Source organism: Streptomyces sp. Sge12 (genome assembly GCF_002080455.1).
Classification (GTDB): Bacteria; Actinomycetota; Actinomycetes; order Streptomycetales; family Streptomycetaceae; genus Streptomyces.
This window is the reverse complement of sequence record NZ_CP020556.1, coordinates 97,971-120,763: the sequence shown is the minus strand read 5'-3', so window position 1 is coordinate 120,763 and position 22,793 is coordinate 97,971. Positions and strand designations below refer to the sequence as shown.

Genomic DNA, 22,793 nt, shown 5'->3' with positions numbered 1-22,793 from the left:
GCCCGCCACCCCTGCGCACGACACAACAGATGCCGTTGGAACCCTCCCCGGTTCAGATCAAGATCAAAAAGAGGTGATGTACAAAGGGGGTTCCCCTCGCGGGGAACCCCGGCACAGCCGGGAAGTGCACAAGCATGGGAGGGCGGGGCGCCGGTGGCGTGGGTGACGGAGATCAGCGCGGACGAACAGGTCGACTACCGGCTGCGCAGGCACGCCGGATGCGGTGTGGTGGAGAGCGCAGCGGCCTCCGCTGGGTTGGCCGGCTCGGGCTCGGCGGATCCGGCGGTTGACTACCGTCTGCGGTCGGACGGCGTGCTGGTCTGGATGGGGTCCGGGCTGGAGGCGGTCGGTCTGACCGAGGGCCAGATTCTCGACCAAGAGGGCGAGGAGGCCGCCCGCCGGCTCATGAGGGGGAGCCACCCGGCAACCGGCGCGCGCCTCGCGGGATCGGCCACGTCGGTCCGCGCTCACGAGAAGGCGACGCTGACCGTGGCGCCGTTGGTGCGGGCGATCGAATCCGCCGCGGAGGAGGCCGAGGTGGCGCCGGAGGAGTTGTTGGAGGGCAAACCGAAGCAGCTGCGGACGTTCGCCACCCAGCAGCGGATGGTGAACCGGCGGGGAGAGGGGCACCGGCTGCACGTCGAGACGTTGCACAAGCTGGCCCGCGCCGCCGGCCTCGACCTCGCCGACATCTACGGCGAGACCGAGCTGGAGTCGGCGTGGACGAACAAGGACCTCCGCACCGACAGCAGGGTGCGGGGATGGGACCTGGTCCTGGACCTCCCCAAGAGCGACAGTGTGCTCGCCGGCCTGATGGGCGAACTGGACGACGCCGCGTTCCGTCAACTCGTGCACCGGGCCAAGACCGACACCTTCCGGCAGCTGGAGCGGTGGATCGGGTACGCGGTCGGAAGCCAGGACGGGCGACCGGTGCGACTGGCGACCGGCGGTCTGCTGGGGTGGTCCGTCGAGCATCGCTCCGCCCGCCCGATGGGCGACGGCGAACCCGGTGACCCGCACCTGCACCTGCACGTCGTCATCGCCAACATGGCCCGCTGCACCGACGGCAAGTGGCGCTCGATCGCGAACTCGGGAGCCGACCTCTACCGCCACGCCAGCGCTGCCGACGCCTTCTTCAAAGCGCGGGTCCGCGCCCTGACCCGCGAACACTTCGGAGTCCGCCGCAGCCAGTCCGCCACCACCGGGGCGTGGGAGGTCGACGGCATTCCCGAGCAGCTGCGCGACGCCTTCAGCCGACGCTCGGCGATGGTCGAGGAACACCTCGGGCCGGACGCCAGCCGGGACGACCAGCAGCGGCTCGCGGCCGAGACCCGGCGCGCCAAGCACACCGCCGACGCGGCCGGGATGCGCGACTCCTGGCGGGCGCGGGCCGAGGCCCTCGGCGTGGACGTCGACGAGATGGTCGCCGCCGCCGCGCCGGGCGGCCCGGGCCCCGATGCCGGGGGCGCGGCCCTCGGCGGCCCCGTGAGCGGTCCGAGGATCCCGCCGCCGGCGGACCTCGCCGCCATCGTCTTCGACCCGGAGGCCGGGGTGACCGCGAGCCGAAAGGCATTCACCCGGGCCGAGCTGCTGGCCGCCGTCGGCAACGCCCTGCCCGACGGGATCGGCGACGACCCGGCCGCGCTGGAGCACCTGGTCGACGACGTGCTGCACGTCGAGGGATACGCCGTGGCCCTGCCGCACATCGGCTCCACCGTCATGTCGTCCACCGCCCGCTACACCACCCGCGACGTCCTGGACGCTGAGGACGTCGCCATCACCCAGGCCCAGGCCCGCTACGGCGACGGCAGCGCGGCGCTGACGGCCACCCAGGCAGAGGCCGCCCGCAACGTGTTCGAGGTCGCGTCCGGGTTCGCTCTGTCCGAGGAACAGCGACGGGCCGTGGACCGGCTCCTGACCGCCGGGCACGGCATCGACGCGGTCGTGGGCGTGGCCGGCGCGGGCAAGTCCACGCTCATGGACGCCTGCCGGATCGCCTGGGACGCCACCGGCACCACCTACGCCGGCGCCTGCCTGTCGGCCGTCGGCGCCAAGGGCCTGCAGGACGCCTCCGCGATCCCCTCGCGGACCGTCGCCGCCTGGATCCAGCAGATCGACACCGGCCGCGGGCTGGCCGGGATCGATGTCCTGGTCCTCGACGAAGCAGCGATGACCGACGACCGCTCCGCCGCCCGACTCCTCACCGAGGCCGCACGGACCGGCACCAAGCTGATCGCGATCGGCGACCCCAAACAGCTCCAGGCCGTCGGCGTGGGCGGCTGGTTCGCCGAGGTCCACCGCATCGTCGACGGCGCACTCCTCACCGAGAACCGCCGCCAGGAGAACGAGGCCGAGCGCCAGGCACTGGAGGTGTGGCGGACCGGAGACCACCGAGCGGCACTGGAGCTGCTCGCCGCCGGCGGCCGCGTCCACGCGGTGACCACCGCCGCCGACGCCCGCTCCCAGATCCTGATGGCGTGGGACGAACTGCGCCGCCAGTGGCCCGACGAGCTGGACCTGCTGGAGAACCTCGCCGTCCTCGCCGCCCGGAACATCGACGTCGACGCGCTGAACCTCGGCGCCCAGCACATCCGCCGCAACCTCGGCGAACTCGGCGCCGCCCACACCTACGCCCTGCCCGGCGGAGGCGAGCTGACCCTCGCCGAGGGCGACGTCGTCCGCGTCCGAACCAACGACTACCGCAGCCGGCGAGGCGCTGGCCCCGACATCCTCAACGGCTACCGCGCGACCATCACCGCCCTCACCGACGACCACCGCGTCGAGATCACGTGGCGGACGAAGGACCGCCTCCCCGACGGCACCGCGCGCACCAAGTCGGCATGGATGACGCCCTCCGACATCGCCGCGGGCCACCTCTCCCTCGGCTACGCGATGACCGTGGCCGCGAGCCAGGGCATGACCTGCCACACCTCGCTCCTGTACGGACACGGCGCCAACGCACACGCTGCCTACCCGGGACTGACCCGCGCCAGGAAGGCCAACCACCTCTGGCTCCCCCTGGCCGCCATCGAGGACGAACGCACCCGGGCCGAACTCGGCGCAGCCCGTACGGAGACCGAGCAGCTGCAGCGCGCGGTGTCGGCGTTCACCCGCTACCTGGGCCAGTCCCGACCGGACTCGATGATCTCCGACGAGCTGCGGCCGGCCCCCGAACCGGTCCGCGCTCCGGTGCCCCGGCAGGTCGAGCTGGACCAGGCCCGCGACGATGCCGCAGCGGCCCTGCAACAGGCCCGGCACACCGTCTCGTCGCGGGCAGCCCGGGTGAAATCCCCGTCGGCACAGCCCTCCCTGCGCCACGACGCCGAGGCCGAGGCCCGCCGCACCCCCGCATCCGCACCGGCGCCGGAGGCACGCCGAGGCGAGGGGGCCCCGATCCCGCCGTGGAAGGAGCGCCCGTACGGCGGGCGCGGCGACGAGGAACTCGCGGGCACGATCGCCGCCTGCCTCGCCGAGGCCAAGCGGTACGAGGAGAAGGCCGCCCAGGCCCGAGAGGGGCACGAGGCCCTGCGTGTGCGCCTGGAACAGGACCTCGCCCAAGGGGCGACCCGCGGGAGCCAATGGGCCCAGGAGGCCGGAGCCGTCCTCGACTCCGCCATCGCGCACCTGACGACCGCCATCGAGGAGGCCGGCCGGGCCCGACAGGCCGACGAACAGGCCACGCAGGCCCGCAGGATCCTGCCGGGCATCACCCGACAGCTCGAATCCTCCTGGATCGCCCTCCGGCTGGCCGGCAGCAGCAAGGCAGAGGTCAGCAAGCTCCGCGAGCACTACCTCGACAAGGCCGTCACCGGTGAGGAGGAGCTTGCACGCGCCCGCAGAACCAGCGACGCGGCCCGCCTCGCCGCATGGGACGCCGTGAAGGAGAGCCGATTCGCCAGCACGCTCGGCGCCACGGGATCCGCCCCTGTGCTGGAGGAGATGGCCCCGAGGCTCGCAGCCATGAGAGAGCTGCTACCGCAGCGGGCACAGGCCCTGGACATCGGCGACCAGAACACCCTGGGAGAGCTCAACGGCATCGTGCGCGCGGCCGGGCAGGAAGCCGCGAACTGGCGCGGCCACGCCGCCCTGGCCCTCGCCGAGCAGCAACGCCGCCGGTTCCTCGCCGAACGCCACCCCGATCTCCACCAGGCCGAGACCCTGGCCCGCCAGGTCGTCGCAGCCGCCCAACAGCGTCAGCCCGCAGCCGTTCTTGCAAGCACGACACCTGCCGCCCGTCCCCCGTACCCACAGCAGAGCGGACCACGTATGCGGCGCTGAAAACCAGAACTGCGGCCGGAATACGAGTCGGCACCCTCGTCGCCAAGCAGGCCCGGCCAGGGCTCGGCCCTCGGCGGATCGGTCCATGCGGTCAGTCGCCTGGGGCGGGTACGTCGGCCTGGCCGTGAGCGAGGATCGGCAGCAGCGCCTCGGCCGCGTCGCACACGGTGCACGCCGTCGTACCGGGCCGCGCGAGCGCGTCGAGCGCCTGCATCGTGCCCAGCGGATGCGCGCGGTCGGTGGCGCTCGGACAGCCCTCTGCATGAACGGTGGCCGAGCGGCCGTGGACGCGGCCGTCGAGCAGCCACACCCACCGAGCCGGCGCCGAGGTACGGGTACGTGGGGGGCCGGGATGCGGCCGAGGTCGACCCCGGGCAGCGGGCGCAGCTGCTCGGCGGTGACCCACGTGCCGTACTCGGCCGGCTCGACTCCGCCCCCGGCGGCCGTCTGCCAGAGGGGGACGCCGATGCGGTACATCCACAGGCCGGAGTCGAGCTGCTGTCGCTCGTAGAGCCGGACCCGCTCGATGGCCTGCCCGTCGGGGAGGACCAAGGTGATCGGGGCCGAGGGAGAAGCATCGGACACGGTCAGGGGTGGGCCAGCAGCTGTTGGCGGGCCTGCTTACAGGACACGCAGAGCGGTGACGCCGGGGCGCCGTACCGTGCGCAGGGTGATCCGCACCGGGCGCAGGGGCCGGTCTGGCTGGGCGCCCAGGTGACGACCTGGGGGCGGGGCTTGGTGGTGGTCTGCTCGCTCATGCTGCTGCCTCCCCGTCCGCCGGTGCGGATGTGTGGGTGCGGGCGGCGCGCCGCAGCTCGACGCCGCCGGCCCGCCAAGCGGTGGGGGCCGCCCAGTAGGGGTGGGTGCACAGGTTCCCGGAGAGGGCGATCAGCCGGCGCCGCAACGCGGTCGTACCGGCCCCGGCGGGGGCCTGCGCGAGCTCGGCGTACGTCTGCTGCCACGCCCCTTGGAGCGTGATCAGGTCCTCGGGGAAGCGGAACGGTGGTCTCACACCCCCAGTGAAACACGTGTTCGATTTTCTCTGCGAACGCCACGCTCCCGGTCATCGGCCCTGGTGTGACTGGTTCAGTCACGTCTACGGGGTTGTCCTGTGGCTCAGGTGTGGATGCGGCTGTTGGTGCCGTCGTGGTGGTCGGCGTGCTCGTCGTCGAACCAGTAGTCGCCGGCGGCGAGGTAGCGGAAGGAGTGGCTGGTGTTCGCGGGCAGGGACACGTTCGCGGCGCGGGTGCCGTCGCCTCGGGGTTCGAGGGGGTGGGCGGCGGGGTTCCAGTGGTTGAAGTCCCCGACCACGCTGACCGGTCCCGCGGGGGTGTTCTCGGGCAGGACGAAGGTGACCTGAGTCTTGCCCTTGAGCCGCTTGCGTTCCAGCACGGGTGATCTCCAGCTGTAGAAGGTCGGGGCCTGTGCATCCTCGCCTGCGCCCGCGCCGGCTGCCGGTCTGCCGGGCGGCGTGCCGTGCGCAGGTCACCCGACCGGAAGCCGCGGACGGGAAAGGGAGGCTGCGAGGGCGGCGCGGGGACGACGGGGCCGAGGACGCCGGTGCCCGTGGCGGAGCCCGGCCGGGGTGGCTTCAACCGGTCGGGCCCCGCCGTGCGTGGGACCTCTCGTCGCCCTGTCACCGTGCCACGGCCAACCGTGGGCCGCCCGGGGCGCGGGTCCGTGTGGGGGACCCATGGCCGGGTGCCGCCCCGGTCAGTTGTCCATGATCGGGAAGAGCGCCTCGGCGCCGGTCAACTCCAGCAGGCGCCGGAACTGGGGCTGCGGGTCGCGCAGAATGATGCGCCGACCGTGTTCTGCCGCGGTCTGCCGCGCCTGGATGAGGGCATTGAGACCGGAGGAGTCGCAGAACGACAGGTCGGACAGGTCGACGACGATCTCGGCCGGGCCGCCCGGCTGGGTGATTGCCGCGTGCAGGGCGGCGTGCAGCATCGGCGCCCGGTCGATGTCCATCTCGCCGCCCACGTGTACGACACGGCGCTGATCATCACCAGTCACGCCCACGCTCTGCTCACCTCTCTCAAGATCTTTTGCGCGCCCATGATGCGGCAGCCCGGGCGGGAAGGGGGCCCGCGGGGCGGCTCAGGTGGCGGCGCCGAAGCGGGGATGCGATCACCGGGGGGAGACCGTGAGGTGGAAGTACGCGAAGTCGGCCGGAGGCGGTGGTGATTATGGCGCGTCCCGTATGGGCTGGGAATTTCTCGTTTGGCCTGGTCAGCCTGCCGGTGGGCCTCTATACGGCCACCGACAGCCACACGATCCACTTCCATCAGCTCCAGCGCGGGACCGGGGACCGGATCCGTAACCGGCGGGTGAACGAGCGGACCGGCGACGAGGTGGACCTCTCCGACATCGTGAAGGGTTACGACACGGGCGGCGAGTACGTGCTGGTGGAGCCGAAGGAGCTGGACGAGATCGCGCCGGGCCGCTCCCGCTCGCTGGAGATCGCCGGGTTCGTCGACCTGGCGGAGGTGGACCCGATCTTCTTCGACAAGACCTACTACCTGGGGCCGCGGGGCGCCGAGTACGGCAAGGTCTACAGCCTCCTCGAGCAGGCCCTCGCCAAGACCGGCAAGGCGGGCATCGCCACGTTCGTGATGCGCCAGCACGAGTACCTGGTCGCCCTCAAGGCCGAGAATGGGCTCCTGACCCTGCACACCCTGCACTGGGCTGACGAGATCCGAGACCCTCGGAAGGAGATCGACAACCTCCCGGGCAAGGCGAAGGCCTCCGCCAAAGAGCTGACCATGGCCGAGCAGCTCATCGAAGCCCTGACGATGGAGTGGGATCCGGAGCAGTTCCACGACACCTTCCAGGAGAAGGTCGCCGCCATGATCGAGTCCAAGCAGGCCGGCGAGACCGTCGAGAAGGCCGAGGCCCCCGCGGCGCCGACCGGCGTGGTCGACCTCATGGAGACCCTGCGCGCCAGCGTCGAGCGGGCCGGAAGCCCCAAGGCTACCGGCGGCAAGGCCACGACTTCCGCCAAGGCCGCCGAGAAGAAACCAGGGGCGAAGAAGCGGATCCGCTCCGCGCCGAAGGAAGACTTGAGCGGTCTGTCGAAGGCCGACCTATACAAGAAGGCCGCCGCCGCCGACATTCCCGGCCGCTCGCACATGACCCGCGACGACCTTGTGAAGGCACTGTCCTCAACCCGGGCCTGAGCGCGAAAGGGAGGCGTCCAGGGCGATGTTGCGACCGCCGGTGGAGCCGATGCTGGCGCAGGCCGCGGAAGCCGTGCCGGGCCCGGCGGCGCTGCGGGGCGGGGTGGCGTACGAGCAGAAACTGGACGGCCACCGGACGCTCCTCTTCACCGCGGCCAGCCTGGGCGGCACGGTGCTGGTGCAGACCCGCCGCGGGGCGCTTGTGCAGGACCGGTGGCCGGACCTGGTGGCGGCCGCCGAAGCGCAGTTGCCGCACGGCCTGGTCCTCGATGGCGAACTCGTCGTCTGGGACACCGAGGCAGGCCGCCTGTCGTTCGAGGCGTTGCAGCGCCGGGCCGCCACCCGCGCCCGCGGCGCCCAGACCTTGGCGGCCCGGTGGCCGGCCTACTTCGTCGCATTCGACCTCTTGCAGCACGACGGCCAGGAACTCCTCACGCGCCCGTACGCCGAGCGGCGCACCCTGCTGGAGAACCTGTTTACCGAGCATGCCCTGACGGCCCCGTGGACGCTCTGCCCGATGACGACGGACCTGGCCAAGGCACGGGAATGGCTGGAGTCCTGGACAGACGTGTCGGGCGTCGAGGGGATCCTGGTCAAGCCCCTGAACGGCCGCTACCTCGCGGGGTACCGGGGGTGGACCAAAATCAGAAGGCGGGACACCACGGAGACGATCGTCGGCGCGATCACCGGCACCCTGACCCGACCGCAGCTCCTCGTCCTCGGCCGCCACGACCAAACGGGCCGACTGCGCGCCGTCGGCCGGACCGTACCGCTGCGCCCGGACGCCGCCCGGCAGATCGCCGAACACCTCACCCCGGCCGCGCCCGGACACCCGTGGACGGGCGAGCACTTTTCGGCGACGTGGGGCAGCCGCGACGTCCTCGACACCACCCTCGTCCACCCCGGCCTGGTCGCCGAGGTCAGCGCCGACCGAGCCATCGACCACGGCGGCATCTACCGCCACCCGCTCCGATTCCAGCGCCTGCGCCTGGATGTCGGGATCGAGGACGTACCCAGGTTCGGGGAGGGGTCGGCCGCGGCCGCCGGCTGACCGGGCAGGGGGTGGGTGCAGTGGCGTTTCGCCGGTGAACCGGCGTGCTCGGGCGGGTGAACCCGGCCGACACGGGCTGTTGCTGACGGTGTGGTGGCCGGTAGAACCGGCTCATGATGATCATGAAGCGGTCCGCTGTCGCGGCCGCCGCCTTCGTCCTGACCCTGTCTCTGCCCACGGCCGCGCACGCGGTTGCACAACCCGCCACCCCGGCTCCGGCCTCGGCCGCCGTGCCGCAGGTGCTGCCGATCGGGGTCGCGGTGTCCGCGCTCCCGCTCGCCACCGAGAACCGGACCGGCTACCAGCGGACCTCATTCAGGCACTGGAACGCCGGCGACATCCCGGCCGACGGATGCAACACCCGCCAGAAGGTCCTCCTGGCCGAAGCGGTCGTGTACCCGGAGATCGGGCCGGGCTGCACCCTGACCGGCGGGGTGTGGTGGAGCTACTACGACGAGCGGGAGGTGACGCCGGCCGGTGCGCTGGACATCGACCACATGGTCCCGCTCGCGGAGGCGTGGGACAGCGGGGCCTCGGCGTGGACGCCCGCGCGTCGGGAGGCGTACGCGAACGACCAGGGCCAGCCGGCCTCGCTGGTGGCGGTGACGGCCCGCTCGAACAGGCAGAAGGCAGACCAGGACCCCGCCGAGTGGCTGCCGCCGGCCCCGGACGCGCTGTGCCGGTACGGCGCGGAGTGGACCGCGACGAAGCTGCGGTGGGGGCTGGCGGTGGACGAGCTGGAGCAGGACCGGCTGCTGGACATCGCAGCGGGCTGCGGCGGTACGGACGTGGAGTTCACGCCCGCCCCGTAGAGCTGTTCACGGGCCGCCACCTTCGTCGATCAGGTGGCGGCCCTTCGTCATGCCCAGAGTCCGCCCGGGGCCGCAGGTCGTTGCTGGTCGATGCTGCACACCGCTGCGGGGCCGTCCGGCCGTAGCTCGCATAGGTGTTGGAGGGATGGCTGTTCTCGTGAAGCCGTTGAAGGTGTGGAATTTTCGGTTATAAAATAACCGCCATGCTCACACCTGAGGACGCGTCATACATCACGCGGGCCACTGAAGGTCTGTCCGCACCCCTCTATGAAGCGCTCGACCACGGATACATCGCCGCCCATGGTCACTACGACGACTCGGGCCTGACCGGCAACGGCTACACCAAGGGCCGCACCGACCTCGTGCGCGATCACACCCGCGGCTTCATCGAGCGCCGCCACACCGACGGGCTCGACCTCGGTGGCTGGGTGCCCATAGAGACGTCCAGCGGCCGGTTGCACCTGCGCCACGAGACGATGACCATCCGCGTCCTGCACGCCACCCCGTACGAGATGGTCCCGGCCCCTGGGAGGAACCGGGCCCGGATCACCTACTATGAGAATCGAACGCTTGATCTGCTCGGTGTGGCGGGCAGCAACCTCATCGCGGTCTGGCTCTCGCCGCCCGAGGAGGGCGGGGAGATCTCGGTCCGTATCGTTCGCCCGATAGGTGAATGGAAGCCGGGACGGGCCGCGAAGTTCGACCTGTACTACGAGCTCCCCCGCAACACTGAGTCGTTTACCGACTGGGAGTTCATTCCGGACGACGAGGGCTTCACACTGCCCTTCGAGTTCGACGAGGACGTGCGCGAAGAGGGTGAAGGAAGTAGTGCGTGATCCAGCGGAGCGCATCCGGACCCTGAGGGCTCTGATGGGCCTCACCCAGGGGGAACTCGCGCAGGCCGCCGGCGTCTCGCAGCCGCTGATCTCACAGATCCAAAAGGGCCTCAAGCCGGTCAGCGACGACGTACTGGCCCGCATTGCCGCAGCGACCGGCACACCCATGTCGTTCTTCGACGTGGACCCCTCCGACCTCCCCGCCGACACCTTGGCCTTCCGTAAGAAGGCCAGCGCCTCGGCCAAGGAAGTCGCGCGGGTGGAGGCCACGGTCAGGGAGGCGTACCGGGTCGCCGTACGCCTCATGGCCGAGACCAAGGTGCGTCGCACCACTCTGCCGGTGGCCGAAGGCACCCTCCTCCCCGACGACATCGAAGATCTCGCCGACCAGACCCGCGCCGCCCTGGGCATCGCCTCGGACGGAGTGATCGGACACGTCATCCGCGCCTGCGAGCGGGCCGGTATCCCCGTGGTCCCGCTCATGCTCCTCGACGCCGACGGGGCCGGAGAGGAAGCGGTCGTCGGGCACTCCGGCGTCTCCTGCTGGAAGGGCACCACAGGGCCATCCATGATCAGTTACTTCTCCGCCGGAAGCGGAGACAGGCAGCGATTCACCACAGCCCACGAACTGGGCCACCTCGTCCTCCACCCCCAGCGCCGGGCCGGCTTGGACGCCAAGCAGGCCGAAACCGAGGCGCACCGCTTCGCGGGCGCGTTCCTGCTCCCGAAGGAACGCGCGGAGGAAGCGTTCAGCGGCCCGCTGATGCTCCGCGAGTTCGCCGTCCTCAAGCAGCGCTGGGGCATTTCCATCCAGGCCCTCATCAATCGTGCCTACGACCTCGGCCACATCGACCAGGCCCGCCGCGAGAGCCTCTACAAGCAGCTCGCCGCCCGGGGCTGGCGGACCAACGAGCCCGTCGCCGTGCATCCCGAGCAGCCCACCCTCGTTCGAGCCATGCTCGGCCGCAAGTACGGCGAGCCACCGTCCCTGCTCCAGGCCGCCGAAGACCTCGGTCTGCACCCCGTCCTCATGCGTTCCCTCGCACCGGACGTCGCCGCCGACCCGGCTCCGCGCCGTACTGCCCCCGTGATCAGCCTCGCCGCCCGCCGCCGCAAAGGCGCACGCCTTCAAGCCCTCTGACCGGCCGCCGCCCGTCGACAGCTGAAGGCCGCCGGCCCGGAGCAGGTGCGCGCGGCCCTGCGGGGTCCGGTGGGTGCGGGGCGGGCGGCGGACTGGCTGACCGAAGCCCTGGGGGCGCCGTTGCGGTGCCGGTCCCGGGTGACCGCGTCGGCGGTCGGTCACCTCGCCGGTGCCGACTCGAGCCGCTGGCCGCTTTCCTGGCCGAGATCACCGAGCAGCCGACCGCCACGACCGCGGACGCACCGTTGGCCGCGCTGCGCGCCGTCGGAGTGCTGGAGCGGGTCGTCGCCCGTGTCAGCCGGGAGGCCGCCAGCATGCTGTGCGACGACGGCGCGTCGGCTGAGACGGTGGCCACCGGGCTCGGGACGACCCACTCCAAGGACCTGTTCCTGCTCCTGACCGCCCAGGACCGGTAGCGGTGACGACGCGCACCGCAACATCGGCCTTGTTGGATTCCGGTTCGCCGGAGCGGATCCCGGTCCTCGGGCTGGGCGATACCGTGGTGACACCACGCCAGATTGAGAGCCCAGGAGTCCCGGATGAGCGAGCAGCCGGCCACCGTGCCCGTGCCCGAACGTCAGCCCCTTGACGAGCATGCGGCCGCGTCCGTCCTCGCGTACGCGGCCGAGCAGCGCGCGAAGATCGACGTCCTCGCCTCGGTGCTCGAGGACATCGCCTCCCACGGGTACCCCGCGCCGGAGACCGGCGTCCTGTGGGAGACGGCCCGCGATGCCCACCTGGCCCGCCTCGCCGACGAGCAGCCCCGTGTCGCCTGAAGCCTCCGGACGCCGCTCGCGCGTCGTCATGGTCGAGCCCGCCCTCACCCAGCTGACGAAGCTGACCGCGAACGAGACGCACCGCCTGGACCGTGCGATCGTCGCCATCAGCGTCAACCCACACCTCGGCACCGAAGTCCCCGGCACCCTGCTGCGCGACTACGTAGACGACATCGACGGGATCCGGGTCATCTACTACGTGACCGCCCTGCAAACGATCACGATCGTGGCATACGTCGAAGCCTGAACACCGAACAGCGGCGCCCGGATCCGCATCCGCTACAGGGCGGACTCGACGCCGAGACCGTCGGCGACATCCTCACAGCCGTTCAGCTGCGGCTTCCGCGTGGTGATCCTCGTTCCCGGCGTACTCTTCTGGACGTCCGCCGCGGCCCCGGGCCTGTGGCCCTCCGACGTCGTCGCCCATGGGCCTAGCGGTGGATCACCGCGCAGGGCTCCCCGTTCACGATGTTGAACTCGACGCACAGCTTGGTCCCGTGTGGGAACGTTTTGCCGTCCTTCCACTTCCAGCCCACCGTCGACATCTTGGTCATGGCTGCGGTCACTGGGGTGGCGTCTTTCCAGCCGGTCAGCTCCGACCGGTACCCCTTCGGGGTGTAGGTGATGAGGCGGGCCCGTACGCCGGTGCCGTGGCCTTCGATGTGGGCTCCGACGTCGTGGACGCGGAGGCCCTTGCCGTAGACGGACAGGCCGACGCGCCCGTCCTTCGCCTTGGCATCGGCGTGCGCCGGCGCCGCGCCGAACAGCAGCGCTGCTGCGGTCACCATGTAGATCGTCTTTCGCATGACTTCCCAACCCGCACGGGGGCGAGGAGGTCACCCGGGAATCCGCAGGTGAGCATCTGCTGTTCGGGGACCGGCCAGATGGTCTGACCGGAGAGAATCACCGGGTGAACACTCCGAGTCAGGCGCGGGGCATCGGCCGCGGCGTCAGCACCCTCATCCCGCAGAGCGCGACCGACCAGGCCATGGCCGCGCTCACCGGGCTGCAGACCGTGCCCGTGCATGTCGGGCTCCTCCAGGCAGCAGCGCTGCTTCTGGAGGACGCAGTGCGGACCGCCGCCGATGAGGCGACGGCGGCCGCGATGGCCAGGACCGCAGGGATGCTGCGCTCCGCCATGGAGTGAAGCGCGTGCGCGACCTCACTCGGCGTCGATCGGTTCTAGGCCGACGCTCGGGGAGTGCGGGTCGTAGGAGCCGCCGCGGGGGTGGCAACGCGCGGCATCGGCGCGGCCGCCGTCAGAGCCGGCTTGGGCGGCCCGGGCGGCAGGGTCACCGACAGGCGGGCCGAATGGGCTCCGGAGGCCTTGGCCAGGTCTTGCAGGGCCTGGACGTCGGTGGGGGCGAAGCGGGCCGAGCGCACCGCCAGGGCGACGAGGGCTTGAGCATGTTCGGCAACCTCCCCGTAAGAGCCGACGGCCGGGCCGGTCTGGGCGCCGTCGGACGGGAGCTTCATCCAGGCGGCGCGGAACGCCTGGACGCGTTTGTGGCTGGAGCCGACGGCTTCCTGTCCCATCGGGGTCTGGATCCACGACTGGAAGCGGACGGCGACCTCGTGCGCGGCCCGCACGGCATCGTCGCGGGTGGCGTACGGAGTCGGCTCCCGCCGATCGATGCGATGGTGCACCGCGAGAGGGGCCTCGGCCTTGGTCTCCTTGGACGCCGTCGGCTCTGGTTTGGGCTCGGCAGATGCGACTGCGCTGTAGGTGACGGCGGCGGCCGAGAGCTTCAGCAGGGCGGCGGAGGGGGCTCCTCGGTCGTCGGCGCGGAGGCGGTGCGCGAGCGTCGCCGCCTGGACGGCGATCGCCTCGCATGCCCGGATCGAAGCCGTTCTCCAGAAGCCCTGGAAATGCACGTCGGCGCGGAGGGTGTCCCAGTAGCGGCTGCCGGCCTTCTCCTTCATCACGTCCAAGACGTGGCGGAGGGCGCCGCGGAGCGTCTGGATCTTCTGCCACTCCGGATGGCTCTGGAGCGTGTCTGCGTGGACGTCGGCTTCTGCTGCGGCCGCGTCCACCGCTGTCGCAGCAACCGGAACTGTAGGCGGCCCGGCTTGGTGAGGAGCTGACGAAGCGGGGGTGGCGGGCGCGGCCCCAGGCGGTGCGGATTCCTGCGTTCGTGGATTCAGGACTGCCAGATCGGCGGCGACCGCAGACCGGACCTCGGCGGCGGGGACCGGGATACGCAGCTCGTCCCAGGCGGTCAGCGCCTCCTCCAATTCTCCCCAGTAGGTGTCGTCCGGGTCTTGGGGCAGGTCCTCGTCGGCAGTGGCAGCTGGCGGCTTCCTCAGGTGCGGTTGGCTGTCCGGGTCCTGCCACAAGGGCATTGCGTCGGGTCCCGGCCGCACGTGCGCGGCGGCGGCAAGGCCTGTCGCTGCCTGATCCGCTGATGTGGCCATCGCGGGTACCTCCTTGGGGTCGTGCGCCGCGTCGGGCGGGCGGCGCCTACAGCGGCGCGTTCAGCTCGTCTTCGCGACGGTTCAGTTCGGCGGCCGCCGGGTGGACGGCCGAGGCGGTCGTCGCGTCGGAGAGCAGGTACAGGTCGAAGGACTCGTCGCTGCCAGGGGGCGGGGGGACGACCAGCGGCGGTTCCTGGTGGGCGCCGGTGGCGCAGGCGGCGAGCTGCAGGCGCGGGACGAAGGCGTACAAGGTGTTGATCCAGTCCGCCTCGGCGAGCTCGCGCCCGGGCGCCTCCTCTCCGGCGTAGGTGCGCATCCAGCCCGCGTACAGGGCGGTGAGGTGCTCGACGACCGGGGAGTGCCGGTACCAGCAGTGGGTGATCTTGTTGTGGAGCTCGAAGGTTCTGCGGAGCCAGTCGACCCATCCGCCGAGCTCGCGCATCCTGATCTGCCGCTCCTTGGGTTCCATGGCCGCCCACACCCAGCGCTGCGGCTCGGCTGCCGGCGGGGATCCGTCCATGGACGGCCAGAGATCGGCGGGGTTCAGCGGGTCGGGCACGTACGTCTCCTGGCGGTCGTCGGCTACTTCTTGCCGGTGATGGCCTTGGGCTCGGCGAGAAGCTTCTTCAGGTCCTTGTCGTGGAAGGTGAGGCGCATCCGGACCTTGATCGGCGGGAGGTTGGTGTACTGGGCGATCGCGGTGAAGTCGGGGAGCTGCTGCAGGGAGTGGACGGGGGCGAGGTCGGTCTCGGTGGCCTGCGTGTTGGTGGAGTACTCGCCTCTGGAGCGGCCGTGGCTGGTCTTCATGACCTCGGTCCGTCCGTACAGGCCGGAGAAGTAGCGCAGGGTCTCCAGGTCGCCGCAGCCGGGCAGCAGCATGCGCAGGCCGCTCGCGGACAGGACGGTGTTGGCCTTCTGTACGCCGAGGGATTCGCGGAGCTGGGACAGGTCGTGCCAGACGGTCGTCATGACGATGCCCATGCCGCGGCCGGTGGTCAGGATGTTCGGCAGCCGGGGGTAGCGCAGCATGTTCCCGGCCTCGTCGACGAAGAAGCCGACGCTGGGGTCGATGGGCTTCCCGTACGTGTTGTAACGGGTCTCGGCGGCGTGGATCGCTCCGGCGATCAGTGAACTGATGAGCGGTGCGAAGCGGTCTGCGTCGGCCTCGGAGGCGATGATGCAGATGGTGCCCCGCTTGTCGAGCCAGTCCTCGAAGGCGAAGTCCGAGCGGGAGCAGGTGTCACGGACCTCTTCGTCGGCGAAGACGCGTGCCAGCACGTTCAGGCTGAACTGGATGCTTCCGATGCCGTCCTCGTGCAGGCGCAGCCAGGGGGAGGCGTAGTCGTCGGCGACGTCGTTGTGGCCGTGCGCGAGGAGGATGGCGCGGACGTGGTCGACGGCGTCCTTGCCCAGTGAGATCCAGCGGCGCAGGTCGGAGATGCCTCCGCCGGAGAGGTGGGCGGCGAGCAGGATGCCCTTCAGGACGCTTTTGGCCTGGTCGATCCAGGGGGCGGCCCGCTTGTCGTCGCCGGAGGAGGATGCCTCGGCGAGCCAGGACGCCATCCGGTCGGCGGCCTTGGCGTCGGTGCAGTACTCGACCGGTGACCAGTGGTCGCTGGCGCGGCCGGGGATGCCGGCGGGGGCGATGACCCAGACGGGGCCGATCCAGCGGCGGCGGGCGTAGATGATGTCCAGGTCGGCGGCCTTGGTGGTGGTCACCACCAGTGGGCCCTGCCACTCGGCCGCGTTGGGCAGCACCAGGCCGGTGGTCTTCGACGAGCCGGGCACGCCGAACACGGTCGCCGAGATGTTCGGCTGCGCGGCGACGATCCTCCTGGTCCGCATGCCGCGCCCGGCGGTGATGCGGTTGACGCGCCTGGTCGGGTCGTTGTGCGCGGACATCTTCCGCTCGGTCTTCGCCCCGCCCCACTGGGCCCCGCCGGAGCGTGCGCCGAAGGACACCGCGCTGGCGACCTTGACGATCGCGGCGCCCAGGGCGAGCACGAAGAACACGGTGAGGGCGTAGAACAGCCAGGCGGGCGGGGCCGGCTGGTAGACGGAGCCGGGCCCCTTCACGAGAGCCGAGATCACGGTGACGGGGACGCTCTGCGGGCTGCGGACCCAGCCGTTGCCGGACAGCAGTCCGGCGAGCGGCCCGGCGAGCAGGGCGGAGCCGCCGACCGTGACAACCAGACCCGCGCCGTACGCGGCGAGGAGCGTGTTGTCGTCCAGGGCGGCAGCGGACGGGCCGGTGCGCTCGGACACCTCAGATCACCATCCGTTCGTCGGTCTCGAAGAGCCGCTTCTCGGTGCGCGAGAGCATCAGCTGCACGGCGTGGCCGCCCCCGCGGCCGACCTTCCACAGGGCTCTGCCGCGCTGGCCGGCGCCCCAGGAGCCGATGAGGCTGCACTCGGAGTCGGTGAGTCCGATGGCCTCGCGGGTGATCTGCAGGGGCCGGGTGTCCTGGGCGAGCTGGATGCGGGTCTCGCACGAGGCGATCAGGTCGCGGGCGATCGCGACGGCCTCGGAGCCGGCCGCGCCCACGGACTCGAAGTCCGACAGCCGGTGGGTGGCCAGGACTTGGATGGTGCCGGTCGCCCTGCTGAGCCTGAGGTCGGCGTCGATCTTCTTGACCATGGTGGCGCCGCCGGAGCGCATCTGGCGCCAGAGCTCGTCGCGGACGACGATCCACGGCTTCTGGCCGGGCTGGTCGATCGCGGACTGCGCCCAGGTGGAGACACAGGATAGGACCATGGCGACGGTCTCGTCGCCGTACTCCTGCAGGGCGGAGATGTCGACGGACTGGATCGGGGCGTCCCAGTCCAGGGCGAGGGATGTGGCCTCGTCGAAGAGGCCGCCCAGGTGCCCGGTGACCATTCCGCCGAGGGCCGAGCGGATGGAGGCCATCTGCTCACGGGCGCGCTGGACCTCGCCGTCCCGGATGCGCAGCTCGCGAGCCATGGCGTCCGTGGGATCGCGCAGGCGGTCGTAGACAAGCGGCAGGGTGGGCGTCGCGAAGCGGCCGGCGCCCGCGCCGTGGAGCTCGCCGGTGACCTCGCGCACGGCGACGTCGAGCGCTTCCTCCTCCTGGGGTTGAAGAGTGCGGCGCAGCTGGAGTTCGAGCAGGGCCTTGAGGAGGGTGAGGCGCCGGCGGTGGATCTCGGTGAGCCGTGCCTTCAGCTCGGCGGGGTCCTTGATGAGGTCCAGGCCGGCCCCCAAGGGGCCGGCGTCGAGGGGGTTGAGACGTCCGGGCAGGCCGGGGCCGAGCCGTACGGGCTCGACGCCCAGGTGCCGGCACAGGCTCTGGTACTCGCCCTTGACGTCCCCGGCGATCAGCGTGCGGTGCCCGAAGGCCATCAGCCGCAGCGATAGGGCCTTGAGGTGCGCGGACTTGCCCGAGCCGGGGGTCCCGGTCACCATCACATTCGGGTTGGTGCACAGTCCTTCCTTCACCCAGACCGCGGGGTGAGCGCTGAAGGCCTCCGTGGTCAGGACGTTACGGCCCATGTACGCGCCGATGGGCGGCAGGCTCGCGGCGTGAAGGTAGGGGTATATCCCGGCGGCGTTCGCCGTGTCGGCGCGGACGACCTCGGTGCGCGGCGTGGAGGCGGCCCGGCCCGCGAAGGGGTGGGTCCATCCCTTCTTCGGGGCCAGGCGCATCACCGTTTCCGGGTCTTCGAGCAGCCGGGCCTGGCGCCGCTCGCGCGCGGTCCTCTGCGGCGGTAGGACCACGGGCGGACGGTCTGCGACCCCGGCGGCCTCGTCGAGACCGATGGCCTCGAGCAGCGTGTCGCCGGCCGGGCGGCGGGAGAAGAGGCCCATCAGAATCCCACCCTGCGGTCGGGCAGGCCCTGACCCAGCGGCAGCGCCCCGGTGGCGAAGCCCACGTCCTGGGCGCCCCACATGCGGCGCACCTCCAGCCCAGAGGCGGCGGCGTCGGCCTGGAGTTCGGCGCAGGCCGTCTCCAGCTCGCCGAGGTCGGTCACGGTGACGGTCAGGACTGCGGTCATCCGCAGCACGCCCTGCCCGGAGGCGCGCGCCACGTCCTGCTGCCGGGAGACCGCCTCCTCGCGGCGCTCGTCCTCGCTCTCGTCCCGGCCGGACTTCGCGCGCAGGTGGCGGGCGGAGGTCCGCTTCGCCTTGTCACGGGCGAGTTCCTGGCGGGCCCGGCGCGGTCCCATCGGCTCGTAGAGCAGGGTCATCGCCCGGCGGGCGTTCTGCCGCGGCCGCAGGAGCGGCTGGAGGATCGTCGCGTACACCGCGGACTGCGGCCAGGTGCGGACCTGGTACGACACCGACCAGGCGCCGTCGTGCCGGTAGACACCCCACGCCGTCTCGGCCGCGGCGGGACCGGCGAGGTCCGGGTCCACGCCGGACGGGGTACCGGTCCACTCGGGGTTCTGGGCGGCCGCGTTGCGGGTGGCGAGGGCCTGCTGGGCCTCGGGGTCGTAGGCGGTGCGTACGGTCTGGGCGACCCGGCGGGGCGGCAGCCACTCCACCACCTGAAGGCTCGCCGTCGACAGGCCCTGGCCCATGGCGTGGAGTTCGCGTACGAGGACGGCCGCAGCACCGATCTGTCCGCCGCCTGCGCCCTTGATGGCCAGGCGCGCCCGGGAGGCGGAGAGGGTGACCGTCAGGTATGTCTCCCGGGCGGCCGCGGCGGGGCCGGCGCCGTCCATGAGTTCGGCGAGGGCGGTCACGGCGGCCGCCGGTGCGTCGGCGGTGACGTGGCGGGCGGTCCAGGAGGCCAGGGCTGCGCCGTCGTCGGGCAGGCACCGCTGGTGCACGGCGATCCGGGTGATCGGGGAGTCCTCGGTGCAGTAGGACCGCAGGAACTGGGCCCAGGACGCCACGCGTGCGGCCTGCTTCTCGGTGTCGACCAGCGCGAGGCCGGGGAAGGTGACGCGGGCGATGGCGCTGTAGGTGCCGGCCACGGGGTCGTGGACGACGCCGAGCTGCCCGCCGAGTCCGTCGGATGCCTCGAGGATCCGCAGCCGGGCCAGGATGCCGGGCAGGTCCATCGGCTGGCGCCCGGTCGTGGCGGAGCGCGGCGCGAAGGCGCCGGAGAAGAAGAGGTTGCGTCGGGTAGCCACGGAGATCTGGTGCCTTACTGCGAGAGAGATCCATTCGTCGGCGCTGAGTCCTGAGACCCGTCCGAGGGCAAGCGCGAGCATGAGCAGGGCGAGGGGCACGCACACGAAGGCGGACTGCCAGCCGACGTTGAAGGGCAGGAGGGCGAGCAGGCAGGCGAAGGCGACAATCGCGAAGCCGGGTCCGGACAGCCGGCCCATGAAGCCGGCCTTCTCGGACTGCCAGCCGCCGTAGGAAACGGGCTGGGACATGGTCATCCCTCCTTTCAGGGAGCCGGGGCGGGCTGCGGGTCGGGGTCGGGCATCTCGGGGGGCGCTCCTACCGGAGCGGGCGCGGAGGATGGTTGCCTGCGCGGTGGGATCACCACGTGACGGCCACCGCCGCCGCCGGGTCCGAGGCCGGCGTTGGCGGCCGTGCTGCCGAGCCCGGACTCCAGGCTGTCCTTGCCGAGCGCCACGACCTGGAGCCCGAAGGCCGCCAGGCCCAGGGCTCGTCCGCCGAAGCGGGCCGCGGACTTGGCCGCGCCGCCGCCTTCCGCGGGCGTGGGGGCGGCGGCGCTGGTGGCGTTCTCCGCTTCCAGGGCCCTGGTGTAGCCCGGGCCGCCGGCGACCGATCCGGCGCCGCTGGGGTCGGGCCGGTAGCCGCCGGTCATGGACGAGGCGGAGGAGCCGGCCGAGCTGAGCCAGCCGGAGACCATGGAGGCGCCTTCGCCGTTGGTCGTGAAGGTCATGAACTTGGCCAGGGCGGGCCAGCACAGCGCGGCCGCCAGGAACATCACGAACCCGACGAGCATGTTCTGCACGCCCTTGCCCTCGGACATTGCGAAGAAGCCGAGGGAGAAGCAGGCGACGATCGCGGGCTTCATCAGGACCAGGGAGATGAAGGCGTTGCGCGCTTTGGGCCACCACTCGGAGGTGGCGTCCGAGAGCTGCCCGGTCAGGGTGATCGGCATGGTCGCGACGATGATCATGATGCCGACCTGGCGCATCAGGATCTCCACCCACAGGGCTGCGATGACCAGGATGCAGACGATGCCCACGACGATGACGACGCCGACAGCCGAGGCGGTCACGGTCTCACCGGCGATGAGCGCGCCGCCCGCTGTGGCGGCGCCCCCGCCCCCGGTGATCAGACCGCCGAAGAGGGTGCCGAGCTGCTCCTGCATGGCCTTCGTAGCGGCTGCCTCATTGCTGCCGCCGCCGTCGAAGGTCTTGTTGATGATCCACGTCGACACGGCGTCCGACCAGACCAGGGCAGTCTGGGCCACGGTCCAGTACACGGAGGAGATCACGGCCCACTTCGCGAGGCCGGTCAGTGCGGTGGCGGCCGGCCCGCCCTGCTGGCTGACGGCGACCTTCCCGAACTGGATCAGCAGCAGGAAGACGGCGAGGACCGCCGACAGGGAGGTCATCATCAGCGTGAGCTTGGCGATGCCGGTGTGGTTCAGGTTGATGGAGGAGTTCTCGTTGAAGAGCGTCGCGAACTCCGACAGCAGCCACACGACGCTCTTGCCGATGTAGGAGGCGGCTTCCTTCAGGGCGTTGGAGGCGAACTCGCTGAACTTGCCCGCCACCCATTCCAGCGGGCCCTTGGCGGGCGGCGGGTACTTCGCCTCGCCCTCCTTCTGGCACACCGTGAAGGGGCGCCCGTCGCGCACGACGCAGTCGGTGAGGAACTGGTTCAGGGGCTCGAAGTTCTTCCACTGCCGGTCGGGGAAGTCCTTGCGCCACTGCTCCAGGCGGCGGATCTCCGCTTCCTTCTGCTCCTGCGGATTGCACTCCGCGGCGCCGTTGCCGTCCGCGCCCTCGCAGATCTTCGTCCGGCCGGGGAACGGCGGGTCGTCGGGTCCCGGGAGGTGGCAGATCGAGCGGTCGTCGATCTGGTCGACCAGGCAGTACTTGCCGCGGGTGTCGAGCCCGACGGTGAACTGGTCCCAGTCCTTGGGGATGGGCTGGGGCGGGCCGACCTCCGCGTGGTACTTCGGATCGTCGGCTGCCACGGCAATCGACAGGACGGCGCCCGCGCCGAGGAAGGAGAACAGAGCGCAGAGCAGAACGACCGCGCGGGTCGCGCGCACGAGGCGGTCAGTTCGCATGGCGGACCTGGACCCAGCCATCGCTCCACGCGTAGGGGCTGTTGGGCTCGTAGGCGACGGGGTAGTCGCCGAGGGCGTCGTACTTGTCGGTGAGCCTCCAGGCGCCGTCCTCCCACTTCACGACGAAGCTGATGGTGGCGCCGCGCATCGGGTTCTGGTCGGTGCCGCCCTTGGGGCCGGTGGCGAAGCGGTCGTAGGAGAGCCAGACCTGCATCACGTCGCCGACCGGAAGCCCGGGCGCCTTGAGCGTCTTGCCCCGGGCGGCGTGGACGGCGGTCGTGAAGGAGACGTCGGCCGGGATCCCGCCCGAGGGGGCCAGGCCGAGCACCTCGCGCATCTTGCGGATCTCCGAGACCTGCTTGTCGACGTAGCCCGGGGCCTCCTTGGACACCGCGGCCTTGAGCTGCTGGGCGGCCTTCTCGTCGTCGAGCCAGGCGAACTCCTCCCACCAGTACACGGCGGCGGAGATCCCGCCGCTGGGGGAGCCGGGGAAGCCGGTGGCGATCCCGTTCTTGTGGTCCGTGGGCTTGCGCAAGGTGATCTTCTGGGCCCGCTCCGGGGTCATCGGGCTGTCCGTGGGGGCGCTGGTCGGCGCGGTGCTGCCAGCGGACGGGGTGGCGGACGCGGCCGCCTGCGGGGTGCCCTTGGCGTCGTCCTGCATCAGCGAGGCCGCCACGAACCCGCCGGACACGAGGAGCCCGGCCACGGCTACGGCGATCGCGGCGAGGACGAGGCGCGCCCGGCGGGCCTTGAGCCCGTTGTCCACGCTCACACGCTCGTCATGGTGTAGACGGCCAGGACCAGCGAGGATGTCAGGCCGATGCCGCCCGCGCCGATCAGGCTCCACAGCACGCCCTGCTTGCCCCGGGCAGCCATCTCCCCGCGCTGGGTGTTGTGGCCGATCGCGATCAGGCCCCACCCGGCGAGACCGCCGAGGACCGCGAGGGCCAGGCCGCCGCCGGCGGTCCAGGCCAGGATCGTCGCGACGGGGGTGTTGACCGAGGCGGGCAGGGCCGGGTCGAAGTCCGGCACCGGGCCGACCCCGTCGGCTAGGACCACCAGGCCGGGGTCGGTGGCAAGGGTGTGAAGGCTGCTCAGGAGCTGGCTCATATCGGGGA

Annotated in this window: 24 protein-coding genes; 10 read left to right on the top strand and 14 right to left on the bottom strand. The window is 71.5% G+C overall.

The window, feature by feature from the left end:
- Window positions 1–162 precede the first annotated feature (162 nt).
- A complete protein-coding gene (mobF, locus tag B6R96_RS36475) occupies window positions 163–4,278 on the top strand; it encodes a MobF family relaxase (RefSeq protein WP_237291739.1) in 4,116 nt (1,371 codons plus the stop codon).
- A 91-nt stretch (window positions 4,279–4,369) separates the two neighbouring features.
- On the opposite strand, the gene B6R96_RS36470 is transcribed toward mobF, so the two are convergent.
- From B6R96_RS36470 to B6R96_RS36455, 5 genes are all read right to left on the bottom strand, one after another.
- Complete coding sequence (locus B6R96_RS36470; RefSeq protein WP_081525506.1) at window positions 4,370–4,588, bottom strand: DUF6233 domain-containing protein; 219 nt, start codon at window positions 4,586–4,588, stop codon at window positions 4,370–4,372.
- Between the two features lie 277 nt (window positions 4,589–4,865).
- Entirely contained in the window at window positions 4,866–5,036 is a 171-nt protein-coding gene (locus B6R96_RS37535; protein WP_159396468.1) for a hypothetical protein, read from the bottom strand.
- The gene (locus B6R96_RS36465; RefSeq protein WP_081525505.1) at window positions 5,033–5,290 is read right to left on the bottom strand and encodes a hypothetical protein; all 258 of its coding nucleotides are present in this window, start codon (window positions 5,288–5,290) and stop codon (window positions 5,033–5,035) included. Before B6R96_RS36465 ends, B6R96_RS37535 begins: the two co-directional genes overlap by 4 nt.
- A gap of 104 nt (window positions 5,291–5,394) precedes the next feature.
- Window positions 5,395–5,670 carry an isoamylase early set domain-containing protein gene (locus tag B6R96_RS36460; RefSeq protein WP_081525504.1) on the bottom strand — a complete coding sequence of 92 codons (276 nt, stop codon included), beginning with the start codon at window positions 5,668–5,670 and terminating at the stop codon, window positions 5,395–5,397.
- Window positions 5,671–5,991: 321 nt separating this feature from the next.
- On the bottom strand, window positions 5,992–6,294 hold the full coding sequence (locus B6R96_RS36455; RefSeq protein ID WP_159396467.1) for an STAS domain-containing protein: 303 nt from the start codon (window positions 6,292–6,294) through the stop codon (window positions 5,992–5,994).
- 227 nt (window positions 6,295–6,521) lie between these two features.
- On the opposite strand from B6R96_RS36455, the gene ku reads away from it, so the two are divergent.
- The 8 genes from ku (at window position 6,522) to B6R96_RS36415 (ending at window position 12,320) form a co-directional block, all read left to right on the top strand.
- Window positions 6,522–7,457: a non-homologous end joining protein Ku gene (ku, locus tag B6R96_RS36450; protein ID WP_335755577.1), complete on the top strand. Its 936-nt coding sequence runs from the start codon at window positions 6,522–6,524 to the stop codon at window positions 7,455–7,457.
- A gap of 25 nt (window positions 7,458–7,482) precedes the next feature.
- Window positions 7,483–8,508 (top strand): ATP-dependent DNA ligase, encoded by a 1,026-nt coding sequence (locus B6R96_RS36445; protein WP_237291738.1) that lies wholly within the window; start codon window positions 7,483–7,485, stop codon window positions 8,506–8,508.
- Window positions 8,509–8,630: 122 nt separating this feature from the next.
- The gene (locus B6R96_RS36440; protein ID WP_081525522.1) at window positions 8,631–9,320 is read left to right on the top strand and encodes an HNH endonuclease family protein; all 690 of its coding nucleotides are present in this window, start codon (window positions 8,631–8,633) and stop codon (window positions 9,318–9,320) included.
- A gap of 203 nt (window positions 9,321–9,523) precedes the next feature.
- Window positions 9,524–10,156, top strand: a complete 633-nt coding sequence (locus B6R96_RS36435; protein ID WP_081525501.1) for a hypothetical protein — start codon at window positions 9,524–9,526, stop codon at window positions 10,154–10,156.
- Window positions 10,149–11,297 carry a helix-turn-helix domain-containing protein gene (locus tag B6R96_RS36430; protein WP_159396466.1) on the top strand — a complete coding sequence of 383 codons (1,149 nt, stop codon included), beginning with the start codon at window positions 10,149–10,151 and terminating at the stop codon, window positions 11,295–11,297. The genes B6R96_RS36435 and B6R96_RS36430 overlap by 8 nt, the downstream gene beginning before the upstream one ends.
- A 125-nt stretch (window positions 11,298–11,422) precedes the next feature.
- Complete coding sequence (locus B6R96_RS36425; RefSeq protein ID WP_081525499.1) at window positions 11,423–11,713, top strand: hypothetical protein; 291 nt, start codon at window positions 11,423–11,425, stop codon at window positions 11,711–11,713.
- A 123-nt stretch (window positions 11,714–11,836) separates the two neighbouring features.
- Window positions 11,837–12,073 (top strand): hypothetical protein, encoded by a 237-nt coding sequence (locus B6R96_RS36420; protein ID WP_081525498.1) that lies wholly within the window; start codon window positions 11,837–11,839, stop codon window positions 12,071–12,073.
- Complete coding sequence (locus B6R96_RS36415; protein WP_081525497.1) at window positions 12,063–12,320, top strand: hypothetical protein; 258 nt, start codon at window positions 12,063–12,065, stop codon at window positions 12,318–12,320. Before B6R96_RS36420 ends, B6R96_RS36415 begins: the two co-directional genes overlap by 11 nt.
- Before the next feature lie 184 nt (window positions 12,321–12,504).
- On the opposite strand, the gene B6R96_RS36410 is transcribed toward B6R96_RS36415, so the two are convergent.
- Window positions 12,505–12,879: a hypothetical protein gene (locus B6R96_RS36410; RefSeq protein WP_081525496.1), complete on the bottom strand. Its 375-nt coding sequence runs from the start codon at window positions 12,877–12,879 to the stop codon at window positions 12,505–12,507.
- A 104-nt stretch (window positions 12,880–12,983) separates the two neighbouring features.
- Here B6R96_RS36410 and B6R96_RS36405 point away from each other — a divergent pair, with 104 nt between their 5' ends.
- Window positions 12,984–13,220, top strand: a complete 237-nt coding sequence (locus B6R96_RS36405) for a hypothetical protein (protein ID WP_081525495.1) — start codon at window positions 12,984–12,986, stop codon at window positions 13,218–13,220.
- Between the two features lie 35 nt (window positions 13,221–13,255).
- On the opposite strand, the gene B6R96_RS36400 is transcribed toward B6R96_RS36405, so the two are convergent.
- The 8 genes from B6R96_RS36400 to B6R96_RS36365 form a co-directional block, all read right to left on the bottom strand.
- Window positions 13,256–14,107, bottom strand: a complete 852-nt coding sequence (locus B6R96_RS36400) for a hypothetical protein (RefSeq protein ID WP_081525494.1) — start codon at window positions 14,105–14,107, stop codon at window positions 13,256–13,258.
- Between the two features lie 427 nt (window positions 14,108–14,534).
- Window positions 14,535–15,047 (bottom strand): hypothetical protein, encoded by a 513-nt coding sequence (locus B6R96_RS36395; RefSeq protein WP_203351772.1) that lies wholly within the window; start codon window positions 15,045–15,047, stop codon window positions 14,535–14,537.
- A 23-nt stretch (window positions 15,048–15,070) separates the two neighbouring features.
- Window positions 15,071–16,753, bottom strand: coding sequence for a type IV secretory system conjugative DNA transfer family protein (locus B6R96_RS36390; RefSeq protein WP_203351771.1), 1,683 nt, complete (start codon window positions 16,751–16,753; stop codon window positions 15,071–15,073).
- Between the two features lies 1 nt (window position 16,754).
- Complete coding sequence (locus B6R96_RS36385) at window positions 16,755–18,311, bottom strand: type VI secretion protein (RefSeq protein WP_081525493.1); 1,557 nt, start codon at window positions 18,309–18,311, stop codon at window positions 16,755–16,757.
- Complete coding sequence (locus B6R96_RS36380; protein WP_237291737.1) at window positions 18,311–19,831, bottom strand: SCO6880 family protein; 1,521 nt, start codon at window positions 19,829–19,831, stop codon at window positions 18,311–18,313. The genes B6R96_RS36385 and B6R96_RS36380 overlap by 1 nt, the downstream gene beginning before the upstream one ends.
- A 14-nt stretch (window positions 19,832–19,845) precedes the next feature.
- On the bottom strand, window positions 19,846–21,675 hold the full coding sequence (locus B6R96_RS36375) for a hypothetical protein (protein WP_237291736.1): 1,830 nt from the start codon (window positions 21,673–21,675) through the stop codon (window positions 19,846–19,848).
- A complete protein-coding gene (locus B6R96_RS37830; RefSeq protein ID WP_237291735.1) occupies window positions 21,665–22,447 on the bottom strand; it encodes a hypothetical protein in 783 nt (260 codons plus the stop codon). The genes B6R96_RS36375 and B6R96_RS37830 overlap by 11 nt, the downstream gene beginning before the upstream one ends.
- A complete protein-coding gene (locus B6R96_RS36365) occupies window positions 22,444–22,785 on the bottom strand; it encodes a hypothetical protein (protein WP_081525490.1) in 342 nt (113 codons plus the stop codon). Before B6R96_RS36365 ends, B6R96_RS37830 begins: the two co-directional genes overlap by 4 nt.
- Window positions 22,786–22,793: the final 8 nt, after the last annotated feature.